The organism is Paraburkholderia sp. J41 (assembly GCF_905220235.1).
Taxonomy (GTDB): Bacteria; Pseudomonadota; Gammaproteobacteria; order Burkholderiales; family Burkholderiaceae; genus Paraburkholderia.
Genome location: NZ_CAJMZE010000062.1, coordinates 1 through 11984, shown reverse-complemented (window position 1 = coordinate 11984; position 11984 = coordinate 1). Strand labels below are relative to the sequence as shown.

At 66.0% G+C, this 11984-nt stretch carries 11 protein-coding genes; 8 read left to right on the top strand and 3 right to left on the bottom strand.

Annotation, left to right across the window (positions count from 1 at the left end; all coding sequences use genetic code 11):
• Positions 1 to 372 precede the first annotated feature (372 nt).
• Together U5805_RS31125 and U5805_RS31120 are read left to right on the top strand one after the other, a co-directional pair.
• Entirely contained in the window at positions 373 to 726 is a 354-nt protein-coding gene (locus U5805_RS31125) for a DOPA 4,5-dioxygenase family protein (RefSeq protein ID WP_322107331.1), read from the top strand.
• Positions 727 to 933: 207 nt separating this feature from the next.
• Complete coding sequence (locus tag U5805_RS31120) at positions 934 to 2037, top strand: CAP domain-containing protein (protein WP_322107330.1); 1104 nt, start codon at positions 934 to 936, stop codon at positions 2035 to 2037.
• 52 nt (positions 2038 to 2089) lie between these two features.
• Here the strand turns inward: U5805_RS31120 and U5805_RS31115 are convergent, their stop codons facing one another.
• Positions 2090 to 3445 (bottom strand): MFS transporter, encoded by a 1356-nt coding sequence (locus U5805_RS31115; protein ID WP_322107329.1) that lies wholly within the window; start codon positions 3443 to 3445, stop codon positions 2090 to 2092.
• 222 nt (positions 3446 to 3667) lie between these two features.
• Positions 3668 to 4777: an aldose 1-epimerase gene (locus tag U5805_RS31110; protein ID WP_322107328.1), complete on the bottom strand. Its 1110-nt coding sequence runs from the start codon at positions 4775 to 4777 to the stop codon at positions 3668 to 3670.
• Positions 4778 to 4980: 203 nt separating this feature from the next.
• Between U5805_RS31110 and U5805_RS31105 the strand changes: the two genes are divergently transcribed.
• From U5805_RS31105 to U5805_RS31085, 5 genes are all read left to right on the top strand, one after another.
• Positions 4981 to 6069 (top strand): LacI family DNA-binding transcriptional regulator, encoded by a 1089-nt coding sequence (locus U5805_RS31105; protein ID WP_322107327.1) that lies wholly within the window; start codon positions 4981 to 4983, stop codon positions 6067 to 6069.
• Between the two features lie 133 nt (positions 6070 to 6202).
• Positions 6203 to 7231: an ABC transporter substrate-binding protein gene (locus U5805_RS31100; RefSeq protein ID WP_322107326.1), complete on the top strand. Its 1029-nt coding sequence runs from the start codon at positions 6203 to 6205 to the stop codon at positions 7229 to 7231.
• 11 nt (positions 7232 to 7242) lie between these two features.
• Complete coding sequence (locus tag U5805_RS31095) at positions 7243 to 8850, top strand: sugar ABC transporter ATP-binding protein (RefSeq protein ID WP_322107325.1); 1608 nt, start codon at positions 7243 to 7245, stop codon at positions 8848 to 8850.
• Positions 8851 to 8885: 35 nt separating this feature from the next.
• The gene (locus tag U5805_RS31090) at positions 8886 to 9932 is read left to right on the top strand and encodes an ABC transporter permease (protein WP_322107324.1); all 1047 of its coding nucleotides are present in this window, start codon (positions 8886 to 8888) and stop codon (positions 9930 to 9932) included.
• A 4-nt stretch (positions 9933 to 9936) separates the two neighbouring features.
• A complete protein-coding gene (locus U5805_RS31085; protein ID WP_322107323.1) occupies positions 9937 to 11019 on the top strand; it encodes an ABC transporter permease in 1083 nt (360 codons plus the stop codon).
• Between the two features lie 22 nt (positions 11020 to 11041).
• Here U5805_RS31085 and U5805_RS31080 read toward each other — a convergent pair whose 3' ends face one another.
• The gene (locus U5805_RS31080; protein ID WP_322107322.1) at positions 11042 to 11479 is read right to left on the bottom strand and encodes a hypothetical protein; all 438 of its coding nucleotides are present in this window, start codon (positions 11477 to 11479) and stop codon (positions 11042 to 11044) included.
• 180 nt (positions 11480 to 11659) lie between these two features.
• Here U5805_RS31080 and U5805_RS31075 point away from each other — a divergent pair, with 180 nt between their 5' ends.
• A complete protein-coding gene (locus tag U5805_RS31075) occupies positions 11660 to 11851 on the top strand; it encodes a hypothetical protein (RefSeq protein ID WP_322107332.1) in 192 nt (63 codons plus the stop codon).
• Positions 11852 to 11984 lie beyond the last annotated feature (133 nt).

The window sequence follows — 11984 nt, the reverse complement described above, 5'->3', positions numbered from 1 at the left end:
CTTCCTCGCCACGCTCGGTTATCCGCATCACGAGGAAACGCAGAATTCGGCGTATCGGTTGTTTCTTATATGATTCGTAATCCTTAATAACGTCGCGGCGATACCGATATCCGGCGAAACTGCGTTGCCACTTTCAGAAAAACACCAAGCCCGGCCATAGTGTGCCGGGCGGCGTTGCCTTGGGAACGCGGGGCACCGTGCGCCGGCTCGTATCACAAACGAAGCCGAAAAGATCGCGCACTTTACGATCGACGATACCGACTCAACCGTCCGCATTTAATTTGGCAACTTGCATGCGGTGCGTTGCGAGCAGCATGCGATTCGAGAGAAAATAGGCGAGTTGCTCTTTCTCTTTTGTCTGTTGTTTGCACAATGAGTTATCTCGATCCCGACGACATTACCCACTGGCACGCTCACGTTTATTTCGACGCCACTTCTCGTGACGCCGCGTGGACGCTGCGCGAAGCCATCACCGCGCGTTTTGGCGAGGCCGTGCCGCTCGGGCGTTTTCACGAACGTCCAGTGGGACCGCATCCAATGTGGTCATATCAACTGACGATTGCGCGCGAGCGCTTTATCGAAGTCGTTGAGTGGCTCACGCTTAATCACGGTGCGTTGGATATCTTCATGCATCCGAATACGTCGAACGCACTGCGCGATCATCGCGATGCCGCCGTCTGGATCGGTAATTCGCACGCATTGAATCTTCGTGCGTTCACGGAATAGCATCGTTCGCTCGCACCCTCTTTTTTCTCTTTCATTAATCGTCCCGGGCACTCAAGTCCGCGGCCTTTTCTGCCGTTAGTCAGGACGCCAATTCATTGAGCATTGAATACGCAGTCGCGTGATTCGCGCGGCGCGGCCGCTTTCGTCTTGCGAAAGCCACTCTGGCTTTGGTCCGGCGTCACCAGAAATCAGTTAAAAAGGCATCTCATGCGGTTTTCCAGTTTCAGGCTCGACGCAGTTTCCGCTTCCGCACTCGTTTTGCTCGCCGCATGTGGCGGCGGCGGGGGATCGTCGGGCAGCGCTTCGAGCGGATCGGGCAGCGTGGCGGTCGGTAACGCCTCGGGCAGCAACGGTGCGACGGCCGCCAACGTGACGCCTTCGAGCGCCAGCGCCGGTTCGGCCACGATCGTTGCGCCCGCAACGAATCCGGCGAACCTGCCGGCCGCGAGCGGCAACGTTACCGCGGACAGCGTCGCGTGGCTCAACACGATGCGCCTGAATCTCGGTCTCGTTTCGCTTTCGTCCGATGCGGGACTCACGGCGTCGTCGCTCGATCATGCGACTTATCTCGTCGAAAATCAGACCTTCGGCCACACGGAAACGGCGGGCAAACCCGGTTACACGGGCGCCGACCCGCTCACACGCATCGAAGCTGAAGGCAATTTCGCGCAGACCGGCGAAGTGGTCGTGGCCGGGCCGCCCGCCGCGTTCGACAACAGTCTCTCGCCGGTGCAGACGCTGTTCGACGCGCCGTATCACCGCATCATCATGCTCGACGATTTCGAGTCGATGGGCGTCGCGACCTCGCAGAACGCGAGCTGGGAGGCGTTCAATGTCGACCTCGGCAACCTCTCGGGCACGATGGCGTCGACGTCGCTCGTCGCGTATCCGTATCCGGGGCAGAAGGGCGCGCCGACGAGCTGGTTCGCCAACGAATCGCCGAATCCGTTCGTCAATGCTACGCAGTACGAAATGACGACCGTGGGTTATCCGGTGACGATCGAAGGCGGTTTCCAGACGAGCCTCAGCTCGGTCAGCTTCTCGATCACCGACGCGAGCGGCAAGAACGTGCCGTGTCTCGCGCAAACGGCCCAAACGGCGCCCGACGAGTTGTCGAACGGCGCGCTGTGCGTACCGTATGCGCCGCTCGCCGCCAACACGACATACACGGTGCATGTGACCGGCGTGCTGGCGAGTTCGGCGCAAACGCTTCCCGTCGACGTGACGTGGACGTTCTCGACCGCGCTTTCGGGCGTGGCGAATACCGCCGCGCCGGGCGCGCCGGCGAACCGCGCGCTGCCGTTGTTCTGATCGAAGCGAGCGCGCATCACGCCGTGATTGCCGGCGGCGCGATGCAAGGCGCTCAGTGGCCGGACGATTCCTGCGTTGCACTGCCGCCGCTGGCCTGCGGCCGCGCGGCTTGCTTGACGAGCAGCGCCGCGCCCGCGATCAGGCCCGCAACGGCGACGGTCGCGAAGATGCCCGCGAACGTGACGTGTCGGCGCGCCAGTTCGGCGACCAGAAACGAACCCGCGATACCGCCGAAGCGGCCGATGCCGAGCATCCAGGCGACGCCCGTGCCGCGTCCTTGCGTGGGGTAGAACGCGGCCGCGAGCGCGGGCAGCGAAGACTGCGCCGTGTTCATCAGCACGCCGGCCACGAACACCACCAGCACGAGCGCGCCGACGTTGCCCACCGCCTGGCCGATCGCCCATACCGAAAGCGCCGTGAGCGCGTAGCACACGGCGATGATGCGGTTCGCGTTGAAGCGGTCCATCAGCACGCCGCACAGCACGGCGCCCACGCCGCCGAGCGGAAAGAGCGCGGAGATCAGCGTTGCGCTCGCGGGCGCGAGGCCGGCGTCCTTGAGCAGAAGCGGCATCCAGTTGATCGACGCGTAGAAGATCACGAGGCCCATGAAATACGCGACCCACAGCATCACCGAGCCGATCAGATAAGCCGGCGAGAGCACGACGCCAAGGCCCTTGCCTTGCGTCTGCGGCGCGTTTTCGGTCATCGCGAACACCTGCGCGCTCGCTGCGTCGGGCGAAATGCGCGCGAGTGCGGCGCGGATGCGCGCGGCCGGATGATGATTCGCCACCATGTAGCGCACCGATTCGGGCATGCGCAGAAAGAGCGGCACGGCCAGCGCGAGCGGCGTCACGCCGCCGAGCACGAGTACGCTGCGCCAGCCGAAATGCGGAATCATCCACGCGGCGAGAAATCCTCCGCAGGCCGCGCCGAGCGGAAAGCCGCAGAACATCAGGTTGATGACGGTGGCGCGGCGGCGGTCGGGGCAGAATTCGCCCATCATCGTGACCGCGTTGGGCATGGCCGCGCCGAGCCCAACGCCGGTGACGAAACGCAGCCATGTGAGCTGGCCGATGCTGGTCGAAAACGCGCACGCGAGGCACGCCACGCCGAACAACAGCACCGCGCCGAGCAACATGGCACGGCGCCCGAGCCGGTCGGAGAGCGGGCCCGAGGCGAGCGCGCCGCAGGCGAGGCCGAACAGCGCGGCGCTCAGCACGGGCGCGAGCGCGGGCTTGGCGATGCCCCATTCGCCGAGCAGCGACGGGGCGATGAAACCGATCGCGGCCGTGTCGAAACCGTCGAGCAGGACGATGACGAAGCACATCGCGAAGATGAACCACTGGAACGGCGAGAACGGATGCTCGTTGATGAACGTCTGGACGTCGACGGCGCGCGGGCTGTCCATGAATGTCTCCTGGGTTTGTCGCGGCTCGCCGGGCGCGCCGCTTTTCTGTGCTGCGATCAGGAATAGTAACCGCCGTGCGCGGTTTGCTCCACGTTCGCCTGCGCACGACGACGCTCACAGGACGCAACTAACTGCCGATTTTTGCCGACATGACCAGAGGCGCCGCGCGCGGCGGCACGCGACGCCTCGCATCGCTCAAACAGGAATCGCCGGTTTCGGGCGTCAGCTTCGTTCCGGCAGCCAAGCCAGTCGCGCTTCGATCGTCTCGCCGGGCGCGAGCACGGTGCCGCCCACGTCCATCCGCTCCGCCGAGCCCGAATGCGTCAGGTTGAGCCAGTCCGTCGTGTTGCTGACCGGCTCGGCGCAGAAATACGGAATGTCGGGCGGGCTGAACAGCACGAAGAAGTCGAGCGGCGCGCTCGCGCGCAGCACGAGGCGGCGTCGATGTTGCGGCCATTCGATCAGCGCCTCGCGACGCCAGCCGGAGAAATTGTTGTCGAGATCGAAGTCGTCGAGAACGAGGCCGGCTTGCAGCGCGTCCACAGCGGGATGGGTGTTGAGCGAAACCGGCAGCACTTCGGCGTCGATTTCCCACATCGCCCGCACCCGCGCCGCGATGCGCGTGCCGGGCGTGCGTGGATAGTACGGATGATGGCCCAGGCCGAACGGCATCGGCCGTGCGGCCAGGTTGCGCGCCCACAGGCGCACGCTCAGACCGTCGTCGTCGAGCACGATGTGCTGCCGCGCTTCGTAGCGGAACGGCCAGCCTTTGCCGCCGCGCGCCGCATCGTGGGGCGTTTCGGGTTCGTGCAGGAAATGCAGGGTGAGCGAAGCACCGGTTTGCGCCTCGACGCTCCACGGCCTGCGCCACGCGTGGCCGTGCAGCGCGTGGCGTAGTTGGCCGGTGCCGCTCGGCAGGTCGATCATCTCGCCTTCGAAGCGAAACCGTCCGTCGCGAATGCGGTTGCAATACGGCATCAGCGGAAAGCTCGCCATGCCGAGCGGGTCGCGCGCGTCGATCGCCGCGCGCGTGGCCGGGCGCAGCCAGTGAAAGGCCCGGTCCGCGCCGTCCGAGCCGCTTGCATCGTAGAACGCCGCGATCGAGCCGCCCACGTGCGGCGCGACCAGCACGCGCGACGGGCCGTGCGAGAGCGCGACTAGCTGGCCGTCGTCGAGCGCCGCGGCGTCAAACGGCGCGTCGGATGGCCGGGCCGCATCGGCAGGAGCGGCGGAGGCGGACGAACGAGGCGGAGTCGACTGCGCGGCAGGCTGTGGAACGGACGCCGAAGCGGACTTCGAAGCGGGCGTAGGAGCGGGCGTAGAGGCGGTCAAATGGGCGTCCTCCTGTCTGGCAAAATTATTACTAATAATAGTTAATATAGTCTGATACGCAGACTGAGAACGACGCAAAAGAATAGCGACATTCGTCAATTGATGAGGCTAATTATTAGTGCTACGCTTCGGCCCAACAGCGCGGCCTCGTCCCGTGCAGCACGTCTATCGCCTTGGTGCCTGCCTGGTGCCCGTTCCCTACGATGAAAAAATCGACCCAGCGCCGCCCGACCATGACCGACATCGCGAAAGCCGCGGGCGTGTCGCAATCCACGGTGTCGCTCGTGCTCAACGGCGCGGTCGGCGCGAAACTCTCCGAAGCCACGCGCCGCAAGGTCATGGATGTCGCGCAGTCGCTCGGCTATCAGTTGCCGGTGCGCGCCGCGCAAACGCCCGCGCCCGTGGGCGAGCGCAATCTCATCGTCTATATCGCCGACGAAGTCTCGACCAGCCCGCATCCCGTGGTGAGCATCGACGGTGCGCGCGACGCGGCCTGGAACAACGGCTGCCTGCTCGCCGTGTTTTCGACGCACGGCAACGCGCAAATGGAGCAGCACGTGCTGCAAACGCTGCTGATGCCCAACGTGCTCGGCGTGATCTATGCGACCGTCTACACGCGCCGCGTTACCGTGCCGCCCGCGCTGACCAGGATGCCGGCGGTGCTGCTCAACTGCTATTCGTCGGACCATTCGCTTTCCTCGGTCGTGCCGGCCGAAGTGGCGGGCGGGCACACGGCCACGGAGTATCTGATCGAGGCGGGGCACAGGCGCATCGGCTTCATCAACGGTGAAACGTGGCAGGACGCCGCGAAGGATCGGCTGAAAGGCTATCGCCAGGCGCTCGCCACCGCCGACCTGCTGTTCGACGAACGCCTGGTGCGCGACGGCGACTGGAGTTCCGGCAAAGGCTTCGAACTCACGCTCTCGCTCATGCGCGAGCCCAACCCGCCCACCGCCATTTTCTGCGCGAACGACCTGACGGCGATCGGCGCGATCGAGGCGCTCAAGCAACTTGGGCTGCGCGTGCCCGAAGACGTCTCCGTGATGGGTTACGACGACCAGGAAATCGCGCGTCACACGCACCCGCCGCTTACCACCGTGGTGCTGCCCAACTACGAACTCGGCCGTTGGGCGGTCGAAACGCTGCTCCAGGAGGAGCAGAACCGCGACGCGGGCGCGCCTGTGCGCCGCCGCACCGTGAAGCTGGACGGACCGCTCATCGAACGCACCTCCGTCTGCGCACCGAATGTCGCCGACCCCGTGAATACCCTCATTAATATCGACGAAAATTGACTGGTAATATTATTGAGCAGTGGCGGTAATAATCCGGCGCAATGCGTGGCGCAGTGCTCCGGGCATCGAGAAAGACAACAAGACCCAGGGCGGGTATCGCACCCGCACCCTTATGTCATCCACGGAGACAGCCATGCGTCATCATCGAATTCAGTCCGCTCTTATCGCCGCCGGTCTTTGCGTCGCCAGTGCGTTCGCCGCGAACGCCCACGCGCAGGACAGCGCGCAAAAAGTCCAATCCAGCTCGAACGAGACCTGCACGATCGCGAAGCCGGCGGGCAAGAAGCTGAGCGACATGGTGGTGGGCTTCTCGCAATCGGAAAACGAACAGAATCCGTTCCGCGCGACCGAAACGGCTTCGGTGCGCGCCGCGGCCAAGGCCGCCGGCGTCAAGCGTCTGCTCTACACGAACGCCAACGCGAACCAGGCCAAGCAGGTCGCCGATATCGAAAGCATGATCAATCAGGGCGCCGAAGCGCTGATCGTCGCGCCGAACGATTCCACCGGCCTGCAACCGGCATTCGCGCAGGCGCGCGCCAAGGGCATTCCGGTCGTGACGATCGACCGCCAGACGGCGGGCACGGTTTGCGACGACTTCATCACCTTCCTCGGCTCCGACTTCTACAAGCAGGGCGAGCGCGCCGCGAAGGCGCTCGCCGACGCCACGGGCGGCAAGGCCGTGATCGCCGAAATCCAGGGCGGCTACGGCAACACGGTGGAAAGCCAGCGCACGGACGGCTTCGCGAACGCCCTGAAGGCGTATCCGAACATGAAGATCGCCGCCGCTCAAACGGCCAACTGGTCGACGACCGAGGCGCAGAAAGTGATGGAGCAGATCCTGCTCGCGCATCCCGACGTCAACGCGGTTTACACGCACGCCGACACGATGACAGTCGGCGCGATCACGGCGCTGCGCCAGGCGGGCAAGCTCAAGGGCGTGACGATCGTGTCGATCGACGGCACCAAGGAAATCGTCACCGATATCTCGCAGGGCACGGTTGCCGCCGACGTCGAGACGAATCCGCGCTTCGGCCCGCTCGCCTTCAAGTCGCTCGAGGATTACCTCGCGGGCAAGCCGGTGCCGCAGAAGCAGATCATGGACGACGCCTTGTTCGACAAGACCAACGCGAAGCAGTCGCTCGCGGCGGGCAAGGTCTACTAAGCGCGCGCCCGATGACGACGAGCGCCGACACCGCCTCCGCCACGCCGCGCGCCGTGCTCGAAACGCGCGGCGTTTTCAAGACCTTCGGCGTGGTGCGCGCGCTGCGCGACGTGTCGCTCACGTTGCGCGCGGGCGAAGTACACGGCCTCGTCGGCGAGAACGGCGCGGGGAAATCCACGCTCATCAAGGTGCTGACCGGCTTTCATCAGCCGGACACGGGCACGCTCACGCTCGACGGCGCGAACGTCGCGTTCGACAGCCCGCGCGGCGCGCAGAATGCGGGCGTGTGCGCCGTGTATCAGGAAATCAACCTGATTCCCGAGCGCAGCGTCGCCGACAACATTTTTCTGTGTCACGAGCCGAAGCGCTTCCGCGTGCTCGTCGATCGCAAGCGCATGCTCGAACGCGCCGCCGAAATCGTGCAGCGTTACCGGCTCGACGTCGATCCGGCGGCGCGGCTCGGTTCGCTCGGGCTCGGCGCGCAGCAGATGGTGTCGCTCGCGCGCGGCGTGTCGCTCGGCGCGCGCGTGCTGATTCTCGACGAACCGACTTCGGCGCTGAGCGGCGCGGAAGTCGACGTGCTGTTCGAAGTGGTGGATCGCTTGCGCGCCGAAGGCATCGCGCTGCTGTTCGTGAGCCACCGGCTTTCCGAGTGCTACCGGCTTTGCGACCGCTTCACCGTGATGCGCGACGGCGCCGTCGTGCGCACCGGCACGCCCGAGGAATTGCCGCGCGCCGCGCTGATCGCCGCGATGCTGGGCCGCGAAGGCGCGGGAGAGCACGCATGGACCGAGCGCTCGGGCAGCGCCGACACCGCCGCGGACACCGTGCCCGCGCTCGCCGTCGATCATCTGCAATGGGGCAACCGGGTTCGCGACGTGTCGCTCGCGGTTGCGCGCAAGGAGATCGTCGGGCTGGCCGGGCTGCTCGGCTCGGGCCGCACGGAAACCTTCAAGACGATTTTCGGCGCGCAAAAGGCCGATGCGGGCGAAGTGAATATCGCCGGGCGCACGCTCGCGCATGCGAGTCCGGCGCGCTCGATCGGACGCGGTCTCGCGTTTCTTTCCGAGGACCGGCGTTCCGAAGGCATTTTTCCGCGGCTTTCGGTGCGCGAGAACATCGTTGCCAGCTTGCTGCCGCGCATTTCGCGCTTCGGCTTCATCTCGCGCGCGAAAGAAGCGCAGGTCGTGCGCGAGGCGATCGAGCGGCTCGGCATCAAGACGGCCGGGCCGAACGCGCTCATCACCACGCTTTCGGGCGGCAATCAGCAGAAAGCGCTGATCGCACGCTGTCTTTCCACGCAACCCACGGTGCTGCTGCTCGACGATCCCACGCGCGGCATCGACGTGGGTGCGAAGGAAGAAGTGCATCGCGTCGTGCAGGAACTGGCGCGCGACGGGCTCGCGGTGGTGGTCACGTCGTCGGAGATGGAGGAGTTGCTCGCGCTGACCGACCGCCTCGTGGTGCTCAACGAAGGCGCGACGCAAGGCGGCATGCCGACGGCGGGCGCCAACCCCGACGACGTGCTGGCCGTGCTGGCCGGCGATGCCACCGAATCTGCCGATTCCACCGATGCTGCCGAGGCCGCCGGCAACGCCGCCGCCGCGGACAAAGCTTGACCGCGAAACCAGCCCAATCGACGACGACCGCTCCGATGGCGACCAATCTCGAAACGAACGAGGCACGCTTGAGCCCCTCGAATTCCTCGCATCCCCCGCGCGCGCCGCAGTCGCCGCCCTCCGGGTCGCACGGTTCTCCCGGCTCGCCGAAAAGCGGCGGCGCCTGGCGCACCGTGCTGCGCGAGCACAGCGTGTATTTCGCGCTCGCGGCGCTCGTCGTGTTCAATCTTGCGGTCACGCCGGGTTTCTCGAATCCGTTCGCGGCGCGCAGTCTGTTGTTCGAAGCCGCGCCGATCGTGCTGATCGCGCTCGGTCAGAACCTTGCCATCGCGACGCGCGGCATCGACCTTTCGGTGGGCTCGGTGATGGCGCTCGCGAGCGCGTCGGTCGCCGTGTTCCTGCCTTACGGCGTGGGGGCGGCGCTGGTCGGCTCGGTCGCGGTGGGCGCCGTGGTGGGCTTGTGCAACGGCTTTCTCGTCGCCGTGCTCGCCATCGACCCGCTGATTTCGGGTCTCGCGCTGCTCGTCGCCGCTCGCGGTCTGGCGCAGGCGCTGCTGGGCGGCTCGCGCGTCAATTTGCCGGACGCGCCCGCGTTCGATCTGCTCGGCGCGGGCACGCTAGGTCCGGTGCCCATCGTCATGTTGATTGCGCTCGCGCTGGCCGTGGTGGTGGCGTTCGTCGTGCGCCGCACGACTTTCGGGCGCTACGCGATTCTGGTCGGCGCGAGTCGCGGCGCGGCGTTCCTCGCCGGCATTCCGGTGCGGCGCACGCTCTTTCTCGTCTATGCCGTGAGCGGCACGCTCGCGGGCCTCGCGGGCTTGTTCGCGTCGTCGCGGCTGGGCGCGTCCGACCCGAACTACGTGGGCGTGAACTTCGAACTGGACGCGATCGCGGCTTCGGTGATCGGCGGCACGCCGCTGTCGGGCGGCCGCATCTCGATCGTCGGCGCGGTGTTCGGCGTGCTGCTGCTTCAGGTGCTCGACGCGAGCTTCATCATGAACAACATCAGCTTCACGTACGCGCAGATCCTCAAGGCGGTCTTCATCGTCGTGGCGCTGTATCTCCAGCGCTCGGGAGGCTGACGCGATGGCCAACGCAATGCAACCCGGCGATCCGGCGAAGGATTCAACCGACGATCGCGCCAGGGCGCCGGGCTCCAACCGCCGCGCGCAGTTAATCGCGCTCGTGCAGTCGCGCGGGGCGATCGCGATGCTCGTGGTCGTGTCGCTCGTCGCGGGCGGCGTGTTCCCCGACTTCCTGCGCCCGTCCAATCTCGCCGACATCGTATCGAACAGCGCGTTTCTCGGGCTCGTGGCCGTGGGGCAAAGTCTCGTCATCATTCTGGGCGGCTTCGATCTTTCGGTCGGCTCGATGGTGGGACTCGGCACCGTGATCGCCGCCTATGCCGCGCCATACGGCTGGGGCGCGGCGATGCTCGCGCCGGTGGCGGCGGGTTTCGTCATCGGCATCGGCAACGGGTTGTTGATTGCGCGCGCGCGCATGGCGCCGTTCATCGTCACGCTCGCGGCCTTGCTCGGGCTCAAGGGCGTGGCGCTCGTGCTCGCGAGCCAGGATCTGCTGATCGCGAATCCCGGGTTTTTCGCTCACATCGCCAATGGGTCCGTACTCGGCATCAGCAATCTGATCTGGGTGCTCGCGATCGTGTACGGGCTGGGCGCGGTGCTGCTCAACCACACGCGCTTCGGGGCGGCGATTTTCGCGATCGGCGGCAACGAGGAAGCGGCGCGCATGCTCGGCGTGCGTGTGGAGCGCGTGAAGATTCTGGCGTATGGCTTGTCGGGCGCGCTGGCCGGACTGTCGGGCGCGTTGCTCGCGTCGCACCTCGATTCGGGCTTGTCCGCGGCGGGCACGGGCTACGAATTGCAGTCGATCGCGGCGGCCGTGATCGGCGGCGTGCTGCTCACGGGCGGTGTGGGAACGATGGCCGGGCCGCTCGCGGGCGTGCTGCTGCTCGGCGTGATCGACAACGTCATCAATCAGGTCGGCACGCTGAGCCCGTACTATCAAAACCTCGCGAGCGGCGCGTTCCTGCTCGCGGCGGTGATCGTGCAGACGGTGCTGACGGGACGACGACAGGGCGCCGCGCGGGCGGGCGGTGGCGGCGCTGTTGCGTCGCGCCGGCGCGCGGCGGCGCCGGCGAAGCCCTGACCGATCGGTCTATATCGTGCGGCTAGGGATGCGTGACGCTGAGTTTTACGCGTGACGCACCGACGGTTTGCGCCGTGATCTCCGTGCGGTCGCCGCGCGCGCCAAGATAAAAGTGCTGGCGTCCGGGCGCGTTGCCGTCGTGCGTGGCGTCGGGCAGACAAGAGGCGATGTCGGCGCCCACGCCTTCGAGCGCGTTCGTGCCCGATCCGGCGTCGCGTGCGCTCCACGTGCATTGGTAGGTCTTGCCGCTGGTTGCGCACTGGGCGTCGTCGCCATAGGGCTGCGCGACAGCGCGGCCATCGTCGGGACTCAACGCGGCGAAGTGCTGAGGCGCGGCGGCGACGATGCGCTTGAGCGCGGCGCACGGGCTGGCGCTGTCGTCGGCGCGTGCGGCGAGCGGTGCGCCGAGCATGGCGATGGCGGAGCCGAGCGCGACGACGCGGATGATCGATGGCTTCATGTCTAGTTCGCTGCGTGACGCAGCGCCTCGTGAGGGAACCGGCGACGGCATTGCAATCGACGTGCCGGGAATGACGTTTGCAGTCGGGCTTCGCTACTCTCGATACACATAGCGAGGACGAACGCCATGAAAAACGCGGTCAAACATTTAGGGAAAGCGGGCGCGCTGCTGATCGGCGTGATGCTCGCGACGGCGAGCCACGCGGCGTCGCAGGATGAACAGGAACACGCCTGCCGCGGCGACGCGTTCCACTTCTGTTCTAGCGAAATCCCGAACAAGGAAAAAATCACGGCATGCATGAAGCAGCACTACAACGAGCTGTCGCCGCCCTGCAAGGCGATGTTCAAGCGGCCCCCGAAAGGTGGCTCGTAGCTCGACCGGGATGTATGAGAGGAAAAGAGGCGCTTGGCGCCTCTTTTTATTGGATGCTCGAAAAGCGCTTGCCAGCACGCGCGGGTGGCGCTAAGATTCGCCCCCTTCGCCGTTCAGCCGACGTCGCATGACA

Bases quoted from the DNA above. Each gene is read 5' to 3' on its own strand.
- U5805_RS31100 (WP_322107326.1), top strand. From the start codon at position 6,203: ATGCGTCATCATCGAATTCAGTCCGCTCTTATCGCCGCCGGTCTTTGC.
- U5805_RS31075 (WP_322107332.1), top strand. From the start codon at position 11,660: ATGCTCGCGACGGCGAGCCACGCGGCGTCGCAGGATGAACAGGAACAC.
- U5805_RS31105 (WP_322107327.1), top strand. From the start codon at position 4,981: ATGAAAAAATCGACCCAGCGCCGCCCGACCATGACCGACATCGCGAAA.
- U5805_RS31115 (WP_322107329.1), bottom strand. From the start codon at position 3,445: ATGGACAGCCCGCGCGCCGTCGACGTCCAGACGTTCATCAACGAGCAT.
- U5805_RS31095 (WP_322107325.1), top strand. From the start codon at position 7,243: ATGACGACGAGCGCCGACACCGCCTCCGCCACGCCGCGCGCCGTGCTC.
- U5805_RS31120 (WP_322107330.1), top strand. From the start codon at position 934: ATGCGGTTTTCCAGTTTCAGGCTCGACGCAGTTTCCGCTTCCGCACTC.
- U5805_RS31085 (WP_322107323.1), top strand. From the start codon at position 9,937: ATGGCCAACGCAATGCAACCCGGCGATCCGGCGAAGGATTCAACCGAC.
- U5805_RS31090 (WP_322107324.1), top strand. From the start codon at position 8,886: ATGGCGACCAATCTCGAAACGAACGAGGCACGCTTGAGCCCCTCGAAT.
- U5805_RS31080 (WP_322107322.1), bottom strand. From the start codon at position 11,479: ATGAAGCCATCGATCATCCGCGTCGTCGCGCTCGGCTCCGCCATCGCC.
- U5805_RS31125 (WP_322107331.1), top strand. From the start codon at position 373: ATGAGTTATCTCGATCCCGACGACATTACCCACTGGCACGCTCACGTT.